This is a genomic window from Massilia sp. MS-15 (genome assembly GCF_020176695.1).
GTDB lineage: Bacteria > Pseudomonadota > Gammaproteobacteria > Burkholderiales > Burkholderiaceae_D > Telluria > Telluria hydrophila.
This window is the reverse complement of record NZ_JAIWIA010000021.1, coordinates 13163-29427: the sequence shown is the minus strand read 5'-3', so window position 1 is coordinate 29427 and position 16265 is coordinate 13163. Positions and strand designations below refer to the sequence as shown.

Below are 16265 nucleotides of genomic sequence, written 5' to 3'. Positions count from 1 at the left end.
GATGAAGGCAAGCCTCATACTGCGTCAGTTGCTTGAATGATTTCACGACTCAACGCACACTCTCATCGCAAGAATGATAAATACATTAACTCAACAATAAGGGAAAACGACAACATGAAGCACTTTACGTGGTCATTCATCGTGACCGCCGTCTGTATGGCCCTGGCAGGCTGGTGGGGCTACGACCATGGTGGCGTCGCCGGCATGCTCACGGCGCTCGGCGTCTGCGCCATCCTGTCGGTCATGGAAGTTTCACTGTCTTTCGATAACGCGGTGGTGAACGCCTCGGTGCTGAAAGGCTGGGACGAGTTCTGGCTCAAGCTGTTCCTGGGCCTGGGCATGATCATTGCCGTGTTCGGCATGCGCCTGGTGTTTCCGCTGGTGATCGTCGCCGTCGCGGCCGATCTCGGCATGATGGAAGTCTGGAACCTGGCGTTGACGAATCCGAAGGAGTTTTCCGGCCACCTGACCGAGCACCACGCGGAAGTGGCGGCCTTTGGCGGCATGTTCCTGCTGCTGGTGTTCCTGAACTTCATGCTGGATGAAGAGAAGGAAGTGCACTGGCTCGGCAACATCGAGCGCAAGATCGGCTCGCTCGGCAAGGTGTCCTCGATCTCGGTGCTGGTGGCCCTCGGCGCGCTGCTGTACTCGACCAGCTGGATCGCGGAAGGCCAGAAGATGGTCGTGCTGACCGCCGGCCTGTGGGGCATCCTGGTCTACATCGGCGTCGACATGATCTCCAGCCTGCTCGAGAAGAGCGAGTCGGACGAGAGCAGCAATGTGGGCGACATGGTCAAGCGCGGCGGTATCGGCGGCTTCCTGTACCTCGAAGTGCTGGACGCATCGTTCAGCTTCGACGGCGTGATCGGCGCCTTCGCGATCACCCAGGACGTCGTGATCATCATGCTGGGCCTGGCGATCGGCGCGATGTTCGTGCGTTCGATGACGGTCTACCTGGTACGCCAGGGCACGCTCGACGAGTTCGTCTACCTGGAGCACGGCGCGCACTACGCGATTGGCATCCTGGCCGTGATCATGCTGGTCAGCATGCACATGCACGTACCGGAGCTGATCACCGGCGGCGTCGGCCTGGCTTTCATTCTGGCCTCGCTGTGGAGCTCGATCCAGCACAAGAAGAAGCACGCCGCGCTGCCGGCATGACGCAGGCCCACGCAGGCAACTGCGAATCAAGAATTGCACGGTGAGCGGCAGAACACCAGCTCGCTGTGCTTCATCCCCGGTGTTCAAGCAGTACTTTTTAGGAGAGTCACAATCATGGCAATCAGTCTGCAAAAAGGCGGTAACGTCAACCTGTCGAAAGAAGCTCCCGGCCTGACCAACCTGAAGGTCGGCCTGGGCTGGGATACCCGCGCCACCGACGGCGCCGGCTTCGACCTCGACGGCGCGGTGTTCCTGCTGAATTCGTCGGGCAAGGTGCGTTCGGATAGCGACTTCATCTTTTACAATAACCTGAAGTCGAGCGACGGCTCGGTTGTCCACTCGGGCGACAACACCACTGGCGCAGGCGAGGGCGACGATGAGAGCGTATCGATCGACCTGGCCAAGGTACCGGCCGACGTCGACAAGGTGGTGCTGGCCGTGACCATCCACGACGCGGAAGCGCGCCGCCAGAACTTCGGCATGGTGGGCAAGGCCTTCATCCGCTGCGTCAACGCGGCCAACAACAGCGAGATCGCGCGCTACGACCTGTCGGAAGACAGCTCCACCGAAGCGGCGATGATCTTCGGCGAGGTGTATCGTAACGGCGCCGACTGGAAGTTCCGCGCCATCGGCCAGGGCTTCAACGGCGGCCTGGGGCCCCTGGCGCGCAACTACGGCGTCAACGTCTAATCAATAAAACAGGTCTGCGGCCCGCTCGCGCGGGCCGCGCTAGAAAGGAAGTCCACATGCCAGTATTTACCGTGACCGGGGATGTCGATCCCTTCCTGCATGTCTCGATGCGGCGCGGCGAAACCATCTACTGCGAATCCGACGCGATGGTGATGATGGAATCGACGCTCGACCTGAAGGGCAAGATGAAGGGTGGGCTGGGCAGCGCGCTGATGCGCACCTTCGCCAACGGCGAGTCGTTTTTCCAGCAGCACATCGAGGCGGCCAGGGGCGACGGCGACTGCCTGCTGTCGCCGACCCTGCCGGGCGCGATGCAGATCATCGACTGCGGTCCGAACCAGTACATCATCAGCGACGGCGCGTTTGTCGCCGCCACCTCCGGGGTGGACCTGAAGGTGCGTACCCAGAGCCTGGGCAACGCCCTGTTCGCGCAGAGCGGCGGCTTCTTCGTCACCGAGACGACCGGCAGCGGCCAGGTGGTGGTGTCGGGTTTCGGCTCGATGTCGGTGCTGGAAGTCGAGCCGGGCAAGGACGCGATCATCGACAACTCGCACGTGGTGTGCTGGGACAGCGGGCTGCGCTACGAGATCTCGATCACGACCGGCCAGAGCGGTGGCTTCCTGGGCAACCTGATCAACAGCCAGACGAGCGGCGAGGGCATGGTGCTGCGCTTCTCGGGCAAGGGCAAAGTCTACGTCTGTTCGCGCAACCGGATGGCCTTCAAGGCCTGGATGCAGACCCCGGCGCGCTGACGTTCAACAACTAGGAGAAACAATACCATGGCAGTAAATCTGACGAAGGGCCAGAAGATCTCGCTGGACAAGGAAGCCGGCGGCGCGCTGAGCCGCATCACGATGGGCCTGGGCTGGGACGTGGCCAAGTCGAAGGGCTTCTTCGGCTTCGGCGGCGGCGCCGGCCAGGCGGTCGACCTGGACGCCTCGGTCGTGATGTTCGACGAGTCGAACCGTCCGGTCGACGTGGTCTGGTTCCGCCAGCTCAAGAGCAAGGACGGCAGCATCGTCCACAGCGGCGACAACCGCACGGGCGCCGGCGATGGCGACGACGAGCAGATCCAGGTCGACCTGTCGCGCGTGCCCGCCAGCGTGAAAGCGCTGGTATTCACCGTGAACAGCTTTACCGGCCAGAACTTCTCGACCGTGGAAAACGCCTACTGCCGCCTGATCAACGCGGGCAACAACCAGGAAGTGGCGCGCTTCAACCTGTCGGTGCAGGGTTCGCACACGGCCCAGATCATGGCCAAGCTGTACCGCCATAACAGCGAGTGGAAGATGCATGCGATCGGCGAGAACGGCTCGGGCCGTACCTTCGACGACCTGATGCCGCTGATCACGCCGCACCTGTAATCCTGATGAACTTGTAGGGCCGGGCTGGTCCCGTAATGCCGTTCAGTTAAGCAGTGCTGGGAGTATTTGTAGGGTGGGCGGGGGAATCTAGTCCAGTGGACTAGATTCCCGCCCACGCGGTCAACCAGCTGCGAAATCATCCCGTACGGCTTTCCATCGGCTAACTATCACCGCGTGGGCGGCGCAGCCGCCCACCCTACGCCCCCTTAACTGAACGGCATTAGGGCTGGTCCCGGCTCTTTTTTCCAGGGTGTCAAGCCAGCGGCAGCCACACGGTAAAGGTACTGCCCTTGCCGGGCCCGTCACTGTGCGCCTGTACCTCGCCGCCGTGCAGCGCCACCATGGTCCGCACCAGCGCCAGCCCGATGCCCAGGCCGCCCTGCGAACGGTCCGGCGTACGCTCGGCCTGGGTAAACAGGTCGAACACCTGCGGCAGCAGTGCGGCCTCGATGCCGATGCCGTTGTCCTCCACGCACAGGCGCAGGCGCGCACCGACGGGCGTCGCGCCGAGAACGATGGTGCCGCCACTCGGGGTGTACTTGGCGGCGTTGTTGAGCAGGTTGGCGACCACCTGCACCAGGCGCGTGGCGTCGCCATGCACCCGGGCCGCGGCCAGTTCCGGCGCCACGTCGACCCGCAGGGCATGGCCGCGCGCGGCGACCAGCGGCCGTGACTGCTCCACCGCACTGGCAAGCACCGGCCCGATCGCGACCAGGGTCCGGTCGAGCTTGATCAGCCCGCGGGTGACGCGGGACACGTCCAGCAGGTCGTCCACCAGCGAGGTCATGTGCCGCACCTGGCGCGCGATCACCTCGCTCGATGCACGGATGCGCTCCGGGCTCGTGGACATCTTCAGCAGTTCCGCCGCGGTGGCGATCGGTGCCAGTGGATTGCGCAACTCATGGGCGAGCATGGCCAGGAATTCGTCCTTGCGCCGGTCCTGTTCGCGCAGCGAACCGTACAGGCGGGCGTTCTCGAAGCCGTTGGCCGCGATCGAGGCCAGTTGCACCAGGATGGCTTCGTCCTGTTCGGTAAAGTCGCCCTGGACCTTGTCCGACACCTGGATCAGGCCGATGTTGCGTCCTTTCCGGTTGATGAGCGGCACCGCCAGCCAGCCACGCATGACCGGATGGCCGGCCGCATGCCGGCCAAAGCCCTTCCAGGCGGGATGCGCCTCCAGTTCGGCCTGGGTGAGGCGCATCGGGGTGTTGGTGCGGCATACCTCGGCATAGATGCCGCTGCCTTCGGTGGGGGCGGCGAAGCTGCGATAGGCCGCATATTTTTCGGACAGGGACACCGCATTGATGGCCTGGGTCCAGTTCTCGCCTTCCGTCAGCGAGACGACCGCCTGGTGGACATCGAGCAGCGCGCGTACTTCCTGCACCAGTACCTCGGCGATGTCGGATACCGACAGTACCGTGTGCAGCGTGCGCGACGCGTTTGCCACCTTGGCCAGCAGAGCCGACTGGCGCTGCTCGCGGTCGAGCCGCTCGGCCAGGCCCTCCTGTGCCATGACGCTGTCGTGGATGTCGCGGTTGGCGCCGACCCATTCACGCACGCCACCCCGTCCATCCAGGATGGGAATGCCCTTGACCGCGGTCCAGCGGTACAGGCCGTCGGCGCGGCGCAGGCGGTATTCGGTCTCGTAGACCGAGCGGCTGGCCACGCAGTCCATCCATACCTGGTAGGCACGCTCGCGGTCATCCGCATGGACCGCGTCGAGCCAGCCGAACTCCTTCCATTCCTCGTAGCTTTGTCCGGTGTACGCGCGCCACGAGGGCGAATCGTCCAGCACAAGGCCGCCGGAGCTGCTGGTCCAGACGATCTGCGAGCTCGCCATCGCGAGCGTGCGAAAACGCTCCTCGCGCTCGCGCAATGCCGTTTCCGCCTCGACGTGTTCGGTGATGTCCTCATGCATCAGCATGACTTCGACGACGCGTCCTGCGCCATCCTTGATGGGGTGGGCGCGCGCGGTGACCCAGCGCGAGCGTCCGGGTACGCCGATCGCGGTCGTATCGTAGTGGATCGCCGGGATGGCAACGGACTCGCCGTCCAGGGCGCGCCGCAGACAGGAGCTGATGCCCGCCGCCACGACTTGCGGATCGCGCAGCACGTTGTATTCCCTGCTCAGCACGTGGCGGTGCACGTCGCTGCCCTCGTGGATGTGCCACAGCGCCTCCCAGGCCTTGTTCACCCGCAGGGTGTAACCCTCCGGGTCCAGCAGCTGGATGCTGCCCGGCCCCTGCTCGAACAGTTCGCGAAAACGAACCTCGGAATAGGTGGGGGAGGCGGCGCTCAGGCCCGCGTCTGGGGTGAAGGACATGGTTACTTGTCTTGGTCAGGTAGGTACGCAAGCTGGTGCTTGCGGCTTCGGCGTGCGCATGATGTCACAATTTTGTTTGCGATGGGACATATACGTATCGCATATCTTTACGCCGGAGTGTTGACAGCGAGAAAGCTCCAGGATAGTGTATTACTCAATTAATACACATATACGGCCCATCCACCATGGCAGTCCACCCATCCCAGCTGTTTTCGATCACGCCCGGCTCGACCGAGCCGATCTACCGCCAGCTCGTCGAGCAGGTACGGCGCCTGGTGGCTGGCGGCCAGATGGCGCCCGGCGACGAGCTGCCGTCGGTGCGCGAGGTGGCTTCCAGCCTCGCCGTCAATCCCATGACCGTATCGAAGGCCTACAGCCTGCTCGAAACGGAGGGCCTGCTGGCGCGCCGGCGCGGCCTGGGGATGCTGGTGGCCGAGCGCCCGCGCAGCAGCCGCAGCCAGGCCGAGCGCGCGGCACTGCTGCGCCCGACCCTGGAGCGCGCCGCGCGCGAGGCGCGCGAGCTCGAACTCGACCCCGACACCGTCCTGGATCTTTTCACCCACCTCCTGAAGGAAGCATCGTGACCGCACCCATCATCCAACTGCGCGACGTCGCCAAGTACTACGGCAGCAGCATCGTGTTAAGTGGCCTTCACTGGGACATCGGGCAGGGCCAGGTGATCGGCCTGCTCGGCCGCAACGGTGCCGGCAAATCGACCCTGATGGAGTGCCTGCTCGGCCTGCGCGAACTCGATGCCGGCAGCGCGCGCCTGTTCGGCGAGGACGTGGCCGCGCTGTCGGATGCAACCCGTGCCCGGATCGGCTACGTGCCGCAGAAGCACGGCCTGTTCGAGTGGATGACGCCGCTGCAGATGCTGGACTACTTCAAGGCCATGTACCCGCGCTGGAACGCGGTGAAGGTCGAGGCCTTGCTGGAGCGCTGGGGCTTCGGCCCGCTGGAACTGGGCAAGCCGATCGGCCGCCTGTCGGGCGGCCAGCAGCAGCGCCTGTCGATCATCCGCGCGCTGGCGCACGACCCGGAACTGCTGGTGCTGGACGAGCCGGTGTCGGCGCTCGACCCGGCCGGCCGCCGCGCCTTTCTCTCCGAGCTGGTCGACGGCGTGATCGAGCGCGGCACCACGGTGCTGTTCTCGACCCACATCCTGACCGACCTGGAGCGGGTGGCGCTGGACGTCGCCTTCCTCAAGGACGGCCGCATCGCGCTGCAGGGGCCACTCGACGATCTGCTGGAAGGGGCGCGCAATGGCAGCGGAAACGGCGCCGAAGGCCGCCGTGCCGAGCCGCTCAGCCTGGAAGACCTGTTCATCGAGGTGACCCAATGAACGCGGCGCTGAACGCGCGCCTGCGCGACTACCGGATGCTGTGGCGCGCCGCGGTGACGCATGCCGACCCGCGCATGTCGGGCGTGATCCGTTGGGGCGCCATCATCTTTGTGATCGTCCTCGCCGCCGCGCAGACGGTGAACGCGGGGCCGCGCGAAGGCCTGGCCACGCTGTGGACCGCGGCCTCCGTGCTTCTCCTGCTGAACTGGGCATGGCGCTTCATGCCGGGCGCCATGAAGCTCAATACGCCGGTGAACGCCTGGCTGGTTCCGCAGATGCGCCAGCGCCTGGTCGAGCTGTCCTGCCTGGTGTGCCTGGCGGGTATCGCCGGCTTCGCCAGCGCGCCCCACGCCGATACCAGCGCGCTCGGGCTCTGGTTGTTATGGATGGTGATTTTCGTCGTGGGTATCGGCCTCGGCGCGGCGGGACACCGGGCGGCCGAACCGATCATCACGACGCTGTGCTTCACCTGGTTCCTGGTGGAGTGGTTGCCGAAGGAGCTGGGCGCGCTCCTGTCCCATCCGGTGGCCGTCGTCCTGGCGCTGCCCATCCATGCGGGCGTCATCGTGGTGGCGGTGCGCGCCATGTTCCCGCAAGGAGGCGAGCGCCACTGGGAGATGGTGGCCAAGCGCCTGCGCTGGGTCGCCTCGTCCGGCCAGCCGGATCCGCTGGTCGAGCAGATGGCCAGCAAGCAGACCAGGGGCTGGTATGGCAGGACGCTGCGCCGCGACAGTGCGCGGCGCGACGGCCGGCGCCTGGCCCTGCATGCGCTCGGACCTACCCACCACCTGGGCGAAAGCGTGGCGGTGCTGGCCATCCTGGCCGTGGTCGTGACCTGCACCGGCCTGTTCTCCACCTGGCGCGCCGACCGCGAGGTCACGGCAGGCATTGGCTGGCTGTTCGCCTGCACGCTGCTGGCCGTTCCTGTCCTGTACAGCGTGCGCCTGGCCCGGCTGCAGCCGGACCTCGCTGCCGAACAGGGCCTGGTGCGGCTGGCGCCCGCCATGCCGGGCGAGGCGGCAGCGTTCAACGTCCAGCTCGGCCGCGGCCTGCTGTTGCAGGCACTCGCAGGCTGGGCGCTGGCCACCGGCGCCGCACTGTTGCTGGCGGCGCTCGGCGCGGCGAAACCGGAGGCGCTGCTCCGCGTGCTCTGCGTGGCCTGCATCATCCTGCCCGTGGTGGCGGCCCCGCTGCGCAACCACGCGAGCCGCATTGGCAGCGCCGCCGGCATGGCGGCAACGCTGCTACTGGTGTCGATGGTGGCAGGCATCGTTCTCGGCCTCGCGCTCAACGCATTGAGCGGCATCCCGGCGCTGCCGGTCGCCGCCCTGGCCAGCATCGGCCTTACCGTGGTCGTGGTGGTGCGCGGATTGCGCACGATGCGGCACGCGCCCTGCGCCTTCCCGGCGGGGCGCATCGACTGAAGAAGCCTCAGCTGGAAGCCGGCGCGGCCGCGCCGGCGGCCTGCTTGCGGCCCAGGATGAGGAAGCCGAAGGCGGTGGCGAACACGTACATGCTGACCGAGTAGATCGCCGCCGGCAGCATCAGCTGGAAGTCGCCCAGCACCGATACCGCGACAAAGATCGCCAGCGTCGAATTGTGGATGCCGATCTCGTAGCCGATGGCGACCGCGTTCGCCTTGTCCAGACCGAGCAGGCGCGGCACGTAGTAGCCCAGGCCCAGGCTCAGGACGTTGAACAGGATGACGGCCAGCCCGATCGAGGCGAACGAGCTCGTGATCGCGGTCCACTCCTTGGCGATCGCGATCAGGGCCAGCAGGGCCAGCACCGCCATCGAGAAGCGCTTCATCGGCGTGTCCATGCGTGCGGCGAAGCTTGGTGCGCGGCTTTTCACGAACATGCCGATTGCCACCGGCACCAGCACGATGCCGATCACTTCGATCACCTTCCCGGTCTGCATCGGCACCACTTGCACGCCGCCCGCGAAGGTGTCGATGGCGAAGTTGGCGATCAGGGGCAGGCTGACGATGGAGAGCACGGTGTTGATCGCGGTGAGCGAGATGTTCATCGCCACGTTGCCGCCGAACAGGTGGCTGAACAGGTTGGCCGACACCCCGCCCGGCGATGCCGCCAGCAGCATCAGGCCGACCGCGTACACGGGCGCCACGCCCAGGCCGACGATCAAACCATAGCAGATCGCCGGCAGCACCATGGCTTGCAGGACCAGGGCCAGCACCACCGTCTTCGGGTGCTTGATGAGGCGCCGGAAGTCGGCGAGGGTAAGGGACAGGCCCAGCCCGAACATGATCAGCGCCAGGGCGCCGATCAGGAGGGTGGGCAGCAGGGTGATGAAGTTGCTCATGCGTCGTCTCCGTTCTTGTCGTTATGGCGGTCGCCCGGGCCCGGCGGGCCGGAGCGCCGTCTTGACAGTGTAAGCCGGGAGTGGGCGCAGGAGCGAGCAAAAGCGGATCAGTTGGCCTCGCTGCCTCGGTGTCCGCTGCGCTGCACCAGCGCCGTGCCGACACCGTGGCGCCGGCCTTCGCTGACGGCGGTGACGCTGCCGTCCGGATGGAACACCAGCGCGCTGGCGGCACCGATTTCCTCGGGGGCCGCTTCCCAGCGGTGGCCCAGGCGTTCGAGCGCGCGCGCCGCCGCGCTGCCGGGAAAGCCCGGCTCGACCGAGGTGGCCGCGCCGTTGCGCTCGGACAGGCGCGGGGCGTTCAAGGCCGCGTCCATCGGCATGCCCAGGTCGAGGTGGTTGAAGATGGTCTGCAGCACCGTGGTGATGATGGTGGCGCCGCCCGGGCTGCCGATGGTGAAGGCCGGCTTGCCATCCTTCAGGACGATGGTCGGCGCCATGCTCGAGCGCGGACGCTTGCCGGCTTCCGGCACGTTCGGGTGCGGGCCGCCGAAGTCGAAATCGGTCAGCTCGTTGTTCAGCAGGAAGCCGTAGCCGGGTACCACGATGCCGCTGCCGCCCCAGGATTCGATGGTGAAGGTGTACGACACCACGTTGCCGTCCTTGTCGGACACCGTCAGGTGGGTGGTGTGGGCGTTCTCGCGCTGCAGCCTGGTATCGGAACGTGCGGACCGCGCGTGCCGGGGGCGCAGGGGGATGCTGGGGTCGTCCTGGTAGGCGTACGGGTCGCCGGCCGCCACTGCGCGCGCCGCGCGCGCCCCGATCAGCTTGCGGCGGGCGGCGGCGAAGTCCTTCGACAGCAGGCCGGCCAGCGGGGCGTCGACGTATTCGGGATCGGCCAGGTAGGCATTGCGGTCGGCGAAGGCGAGGCGGCTGGCCTCCAGGTACAGGTGCTCGGCCTGGACCCGCGGCATGCGCCGCAGTTCATAGCCTTCCAGGATGTTGAGCGCCTCGGCCACGGTAGCGCCGCCGCTGCTGGGCAGGGGCATGCCGACCACCTCGTAGCCGCGGTAGGCGGAGCGCAGCGGCGGACGAATGCGCGCCTCGTAGTTGGCCAGGTCGGCCAGGCTCATGCGCCCCGCCAGTGCGCGCGCGCCGGGCGCGAGCGGCGGACGGTTGACGGCTTCGACGATGGCGCGCGCGATCGGCCCCTCGTAGAAGGCCTTGACCCCGCCCGCGGCGATCTCGCGGTAGGCGCGGGCCAGGCCGGGATTGCGCACCAGGGTACCCGGTGGCAGGGCCTTACCGTCGCGCAGGTAGAGCGCACTGGTGGGCGCATACAGCTGAAATTTTCTTTCATTTTGGGCCGTCAAATGATGGAATATTTCAGTGACCTGGAAGCCCTTCTCGGCCACGGCAATCGCCGGCGCCAGCACCTGGCGGAACTCCATGCTGCCATAGCGCTGCAGCGCTTCGTGCCAGCCGCGCACCGTGCCCGGTACCCCGACCGCGGCCCCGCTCGCCACCACGGTCTCGAAGTCGAGCGGCTTGCCGTGTTCGAGGAAGACGGCGGACGTGACGCTGGCCGGCGCGGTTTCGCGGTGGTCGATGGTGATCACGCGCTGTTCGCGCGCCAGGTAGACCAGCATGAAGCCGCCGCCGCCGATGCCGCAGCTGAACGGGTCGGTCACCCCCAGCGCGGCGGCCGCCGCGACCGCCGCGTCGACCGCGTTGCCGCCCTGGTCCAGGATCGTCATGGCCGCCCGCGAGGCCTGTTCGCTGATGGTGGCGACGGCGCCCCCGGTACCGGTGGCAAGCGGGGTCCTGGCCGCCGCCGGCGGCGCGTGCAGGACGATGGACAGGCCCAGCCCGCAGGCGAGCAGCAGCGCGTTGCGCATGGGGCGCTGCCGGCGCGCCTATTGCGCGTAGATGTTGATGGCCACCGGATAGGACGGCGGCGGATGGTTCGCCATGCCGCGCGGCGGCGGCGGCGTCAGGTGGTCGAGCACGATGCGCGAGCCGCGCAGCGCCGGCGACATGTAGCCGGGCCGGCCCGGCACCAGGTAGAAGGCCTGCGCCACGCTGCCGACGCGCAGGGTGAAGCGGTAGGACAGCTGTCCCGCCCAGACGCAGCGTGCATTGTCCGGGCAGCGGCTGTCTTCCGCGCCTTCGTAGGTAATGCTGAGGCGCTCGGCCAGCGGCAGCACCTGGTGTTCGGCGAGGACATAGCGCGCTTCGGGCAGGCGATCGGGGGTAGCGCAGCCGGCCAGCGCACTGGCAAATGCAGTGGTGGCGCAGCCGAAGGAGAGAACACGGAGCAGGGTGTGCATGCGATGTCCACTGGGTTGTTTTTTTGGAATTCTCATCATAGCAAACCTGTCCGGCGCGGTCGCGCACGGACGCCTGCCGATGTCATCGGACCCTTATTCGAGCGGTCATAAACCCGTCATATTCGCGCACTAGACTTGCCGGGTGTCCAGAACATACCTCCACCCACCAGGAACAGGAATATGAAGCCCATGTTGAAGAAGATTCTCGCCGGCGCTGCCGCCGCGCTTGTCATGTCGACCTCGTTCGCCGCTGATATTACCGGCGCCGGCGCGACCTTCCCGTACCCGATCTACGCCAAGTGGGCCGAGAACTACAAGGCAGCCACTGGCAATGCCATGAACTACCAGTCGGTCGGTTCGGGCGCCGGCATCAAGCAGATCAAGGCAAAGACCGTGGATTTCGGCGCGTCGGACATGCCGCTTCCGGTTGAGGACCTGGAAGGCAGTGGCCTGATGCAGTTCCCGGCCATCATGGGCGGTGTGGTGCCGGTCCTGAATCTGGACGGCATCGCGCCGGGCCAGGTCAAGCTGACCGGTGCGGTCGTTGCCGATATTTACCTGGGTAAGATCACCAAGTGGAATGCGCCGGCGATCGCGGCGCTGAACCCGGGCGTCAAGCTGCCGGCCGCCGACATCACCGTCGTTCACCGTGCCGACGGCTCCGGCACTACCTTCCTCTTCACGGACTACCTGTCGAAGGTGAGTCCGGAGTGGAAGAGCGCGGTCGGCGCAGGCACGGCCGTGAAATGGGCAACCGGCGTTGGCGGCAAGGGTAATGAAGGCGTGGCCGCCAACGTGCAGCGCATCAAGGGTGCTATTGGCTACGTCGAGTGGGCGTATGCCAAGAAAAACAAGCTGTCGCATACCCAGCTGCAGAACAAGGACGGCCAGTTCCTGCAGCCTGACGACGAGGGCTTCAAGGCCGCCGCCGCCGGTGCCGACTGGAAGAACGCGCCGGGCTTTGGCCTTGTCCTGACCAACCAGGCCGGCAAGAAGAGCTGGCCGATCACCGGTGCGTCCTACATCATGATGCACAAGAGCCAGGCAAATGCCGACAAGGCCAGGGAAGTACTGAAGTTCTTCGACTGGTCGTTCAAGAATGGCGAAGCCGCCGCCGCGGAACTCGACTACGTGCCGATGCCGCCAGCCGTCGTGCAACAGATCCAGGCCGCATGGAAGACCCAGCTGAAGGATGCGTCGGGCAAGGCCATCTACTGATCCGTTCGATGCAAAACGATCCGGCAGCCAGGCTGCCGGATCTTTAGTGGATTCCCATGATGACAACGGCTAACACGATCGTCCTGGTCGTCGACGACACGCCGGCCATCGCCGAGCTGCTCAAGTATTCGCTGCACGAAGACGAGTGGGTCTGGTACAGCGTGCCGAGCCTGGCGCATGCCTGGGATTTCATCGGGCGCGAACGCCCCGAACTGCTGCTGCAGGAATCGATGCTGCGCCAGGAAGGCGGCCTGCGCCTGCTGGCGCGCCTGCGCGGTGATCGCCGCCTGCGCGACAAGCCGGTGATCCTGCTCGCCGCCAAATGCACGGAAGGCGAACGCAGCGCGTCCCTGCCGCCGCCGGTCCCTGAATCCATCCCCCGGCAGCCGCCGGACGATGCGCCGGAAGAGCGCCTGCTGCGCCTGGGACGCCTGGTGCTGGACCCGCTCAGCTGCAGCGTCCGGGTCGGCAGCCACAAGGTCGAGGTGCGCCACGCCGAATACCGGCTGCTGCGCTTCCTGCTGTGCCATCCGGGCCAGGTATTCTCGCGCGCGCAGCTGCTCGAACACGTATGGGCGGCGCATGACACGCTTGACCAGCGCACCGTGGACGTCCACGTGCTGCGCCTGCGCAAGGCGCTGGGACGCGCCAAGTCCCTGATCAAGACCGTGCGCGGAGCCGGTTACATGTTGTCCTCGACCTAGTCCGGATGCTTTGACCATGTCATGGTGATGACATGCTTGCCAAGTAGACTGCAGGCAACCTTGAATCTTCACCCCCAGCCTGCATGAGCACTTCCGCCGCAGTTCGCACCGCTTCCCGCACCAACCGTTATCTCGTCTTCATCTGGCCGGCGCTGGCCATGCTCCTGTGCGCGGCGCTGTGGGCCTTCACCGTCGTGCGCGCCGACGCCGAGCACCGGCGAGCGGACAACCAGGCGCGCAAGGATGCCGGCGCCTATGCCGAGGCCTACGAGCAGTACATTACGCGCTCGGTGGGGCAGATGGACCAGATCACGATGCAGCTGAAGTTCAGCTGGGAGAAGGGACGCGCGCATCGGAAAGACCTTGGACTGCTCGACGAGCTGCGCCGCGACGGCATGTTCACCGATGCTGCCTTCGGCGTGGTCGCGATCGTCGACCGCGACGGCATGGTGCAGGCCTCGACCCGGCCCGCCTTGCTGGGCACCGACCTGTCGGCCGTGTCCTACTTCGTCCAGCACCGCAACCACATCTCCACCGCCCTGCGCATCGGCACGGCGCCGCGGCACTTCATCAAGGAAGGCGAAGCCGGCGAGCTGGTGCTGTTCACGCGCCGCCTCGATACCCGCGACGACGAATTCGACGGCATCGTACTGATGGCGGTGAATGCGCGCTACTTCACGTCCTTCGTCAGCCCCGCCACGCTGGGAGCGGGTGGGGTGGTGGCGCTGGCCGGCAGCGAGAGCCGGCTGCGCGCGGAGCAGCGCAGCGACGGCGCCGCCTTCGTTGACGGCGGCGAGAAGCTGCTGCCCCTGCGCGATGACTTGTGGCTGAGCGAGCGCGGCGTGCGCCTGGTGCAGGGCGGGGATGGCTTCAGGGACGGCCAGGCGCGCGTGCTCGGCTGGCGCCACTCGAGCGCCTATCCGCTCGTGGGCCTGGTCGGCCTGTCGCACGCCAGCGCCATGGCGCCGGCGCAGGCGGCCTGGATCGACAGCCGCAACCGCGCCATCGCCATCGGCGCCTGCCTGCTGCTGCTCGGTGCAATCGGCTCGGTGCTGGCGCGCCGCGCCGTGCTGCGCGAGCGCGAGCAGGAAGAAGTCCAGCGCGCCTACCGCACCGCGACCGAAAGCGGCAACGACGGCTTCTACATGGCCGCCGCCGTGCGCGACCGCGAGGGCGGGATCGTCGACTTCCGCATCGTCGACTGCAACGAGCGCGGCGCCTTTTTCTACGGACTGACCCGCGCCACGCTGGTGGGCAGCAGCCTGTCGCAGATCGACAACGCCCTGTTCGGCGATGCGCTGCTCGACACCTACCGCAAGGCGATGGAAGCCGGCTTTTACGAGGACGACCGCAGGATGCCGGCCGATAATCGCCTGAACATCAGCTGGGGACGCCGACGCCTGGTGCGGGTCGGGAACGGGCTGGCCGTGACCCTGCAGGACATCAGCGAGCGCAAGGCCCACGAGACCCAGCTGGAACGCCTGGCCAACGAGGATGTGCTCACCGGTCTGGCCACGCGTCACGCATTTCTCGCCGCGATGCCGGCGATCCTGGCCCAGGCCCGCGCAAGCGAGGCCGGCCTGGCCTTGCTGTTCATCGACCTGGACGAGTTCAAGCACGTCAACGACACCCATGGCCACGCCAGCGGCGACCAGCTGCTCAAGAGCGCGGCCCAGCGCCTGCTGTCGCTGCTGCGCCCGACCGACCAGGTGGCGCGCTTCGGCGGCGACGAGTTCCTGGTGCTGCTGCATCCCTGCGAGGGCGAGCGCCAGGCCGCCTCGGTGGCGGCGCGCATCGTCGAGGCCTTCGGCGTGCCTTTCCTGATCGGCGACGAGCTGCACGCGGTCGGCGCATCGATCGGCATCAGCATGTTCCCGCGCGACGGCCAGGACGCCGAGACCCTGGTGCGCCACAGCGATATCGCGATGTATGCGGGGAAGAACGAAGGCAAGGGCCAGTACCGTTTCTTCGATCCGACCCTGTCGAACAGCCTGAATTCGCGCGCGCGCCTGAAGCAGCGCATGCTGGAAGCGCTCGAGCAGGACCAGTTCCTGCTCCACTACCAGCCGCGCGTGGATGCGCGCAGCGGCGAATTGCTGAGCATGGAAGCGCTGATCCGCTGGCAGCATCCGGAGCTGGGCGTGGTGCCGCCGGGCGAGTTCATCCCCCTGGCCGAGAGCACCGGCCTGATCGTGCGCATCGGCGAAGCCGTGATCAACAAGGCCTGCGCCCAGCTGGCCGCCTGGCGCGACGCCGGCGTGGACCTGGTGCCGGTCTCGATCAACGTCTCGCCCAAGCAGTTCCTGCGCGGCGGCGTGCAGCGCCACTTGAGTGCCGCGATGGCGCGCCACCACGTGCCGGCCAGCCTGATCGAAGTAGAGATCACCGAGTCGGCCATGATGGGCGACCACGACGACATCCTGGCCGAGCTGGCCGCGCTGCGCGCACTCGGGGTCAGGCTGCACGTGGACGACTTCGGCACCGGCTACTCCTCGCTGTCGCAGCTGCAGCGCCTGAAGATGGACGTGCTGAAGGTGGACCGCGCCTTCACCACGGAACTCGGCAACTCCAGGGAGGGCAGGGTGTTCTTCCAGGCGATCGTGTCGATGGCGCACGCGCTCGGCATGGCGGTTGTGGCCGAAGGCGTCGAGACCGAAGAGCAGCTCGACATCCTGCGTGGCCTGGACTGCAACGAGGTGCAGGGCTACTTCATCGCGCGCCCGGTGCCGGCCGGTGCCATGCTGGACATGATGCGACGGCGCTTCCTGCTCGACCGGACCACCGTTTGAGGTACCCGCGCCGGCCGCACCTGGA

General features: G+C 66.8%; 14 protein-coding genes. 10 read left to right on the top strand and 4 right to left on the bottom strand.

Annotated features, from left to right (window positions below; all coding sequences use genetic code 11):
* Positions 1–114 precede the first annotated feature (114 nt).
* The 4 genes from LCI23_RS09050 to LCI23_RS09035 all read left to right on the top strand — a co-directional run bounded on the left by LCI23_RS09050 (position 115) and on the right by LCI23_RS09035 (position 3215).
* Positions 115–1161 (top strand): DUF475 domain-containing protein, encoded by a 1047-nt coding sequence (locus LCI23_RS09050; RefSeq protein WP_224946134.1) that lies wholly within the window; start codon positions 115–117, stop codon positions 1159–1161.
* A 114-nt stretch (positions 1162–1275) separates the two neighbouring features.
* Positions 1276–1851 (top strand): TerD family protein, encoded by a 576-nt coding sequence (locus LCI23_RS09045; protein WP_224946133.1) that lies wholly within the window; start codon positions 1276–1278, stop codon positions 1849–1851.
* A gap of 56 nt (positions 1852–1907) precedes the next feature.
* On the top strand, positions 1908–2603 hold the full coding sequence (locus tag LCI23_RS09040; RefSeq protein ID WP_224946132.1) for a TIGR00266 family protein: 696 nt from the start codon (positions 1908–1910) through the stop codon (positions 2601–2603).
* A 27-nt stretch (positions 2604–2630) separates the two neighbouring features.
* Positions 2631–3215 carry a TerD family protein gene (locus tag LCI23_RS09035; RefSeq protein WP_224946131.1) on the top strand — a complete coding sequence of 195 codons (585 nt, stop codon included), beginning with the start codon at positions 2631–2633 and terminating at the stop codon, positions 3213–3215.
* Between the two features lie 253 nt (positions 3216–3468).
* Here the strand turns inward: LCI23_RS09035 and LCI23_RS09030 are convergent, their stop codons facing one another.
* A complete protein-coding gene (locus LCI23_RS09030) occupies positions 3469–5538 on the bottom strand; it encodes an ATP-binding protein (RefSeq protein WP_224946130.1) in 2070 nt (689 codons plus the stop codon).
* Positions 5539–5723: 185 nt separating this feature from the next.
* Here LCI23_RS09030 and LCI23_RS09025 point away from each other — a divergent pair, with 185 nt between their 5' ends.
* The 3 genes from LCI23_RS09025 to LCI23_RS09015 are packed head-to-tail and all read left to right on the top strand — an operon-like array spanning position 5724 to position 8304.
* Positions 5724–6122 carry a GntR family transcriptional regulator gene (locus LCI23_RS09025; RefSeq protein ID WP_224946129.1) on the top strand — a complete coding sequence of 133 codons (399 nt, stop codon included), beginning with the start codon at positions 5724–5726 and terminating at the stop codon, positions 6120–6122.
* The gene (locus LCI23_RS09020; protein WP_224946128.1) at positions 6119–6880 is read left to right on the top strand and encodes an ABC transporter ATP-binding protein; all 762 of its coding nucleotides are present in this window, start codon (positions 6119–6121) and stop codon (positions 6878–6880) included. Before LCI23_RS09025 ends, LCI23_RS09020 begins: the two co-directional genes overlap by 4 nt.
* Complete coding sequence (locus LCI23_RS09015; protein ID WP_224946127.1) at positions 6877–8304, top strand: hypothetical protein; 1428 nt, start codon at positions 6877–6879, stop codon at positions 8302–8304. The genes LCI23_RS09020 and LCI23_RS09015 overlap by 4 nt, the downstream gene beginning before the upstream one ends.
* A 7-nt stretch (positions 8305–8311) precedes the next feature.
* Here the strand turns inward: LCI23_RS09015 and LCI23_RS09010 are convergent, their stop codons facing one another.
* From LCI23_RS09010 to LCI23_RS09000, 3 genes are all read right to left on the bottom strand, one after another.
* Entirely contained in the window at positions 8312–9202 is an 891-nt protein-coding gene (locus LCI23_RS09010) for a bile acid:sodium symporter family protein (RefSeq protein ID WP_224946126.1), read from the bottom strand.
* Positions 9203–9309: 107 nt separating this feature from the next.
* The gene (ggt, locus tag LCI23_RS09005) at positions 9310–11097 is read right to left on the bottom strand and encodes a gamma-glutamyltransferase (protein WP_224946125.1); all 1788 of its coding nucleotides are present in this window, start codon (positions 11095–11097) and stop codon (positions 9310–9312) included.
* 18 nt (positions 11098–11115) lie between these two features.
* The gene (locus LCI23_RS09000; RefSeq protein ID WP_224946124.1) at positions 11116–11529 is read right to left on the bottom strand and encodes a hypothetical protein; all 414 of its coding nucleotides are present in this window, start codon (positions 11527–11529) and stop codon (positions 11116–11118) included.
* Positions 11530–11718: 189 nt separating this feature from the next.
* On the opposite strand from LCI23_RS09000, the gene pstS reads away from it, so the two are divergent.
* The 3 genes from pstS to LCI23_RS08985 all read left to right on the top strand — a co-directional run bounded on the left by pstS (position 11719) and on the right by LCI23_RS08985 (position 16240).
* Entirely contained in the window at positions 11719–12747 is a 1029-nt protein-coding gene (gene pstS, locus LCI23_RS08995; RefSeq protein ID WP_224946123.1) for a phosphate ABC transporter substrate-binding protein PstS, read from the top strand.
* 56 nt (positions 12748–12803) lie between these two features.
* Complete coding sequence (locus LCI23_RS08990) at positions 12804–13451, top strand: winged helix-turn-helix domain-containing protein (RefSeq protein ID WP_224946122.1); 648 nt, start codon at positions 12804–12806, stop codon at positions 13449–13451.
* Between the two features lie 83 nt (positions 13452–13534).
* Positions 13535–16240: an EAL domain-containing protein gene (locus LCI23_RS08985; protein ID WP_224946121.1), complete on the top strand. Its 2706-nt coding sequence runs from the start codon at positions 13535–13537 to the stop codon at positions 16238–16240.
* Positions 16241–16265 lie beyond the last annotated feature (25 nt).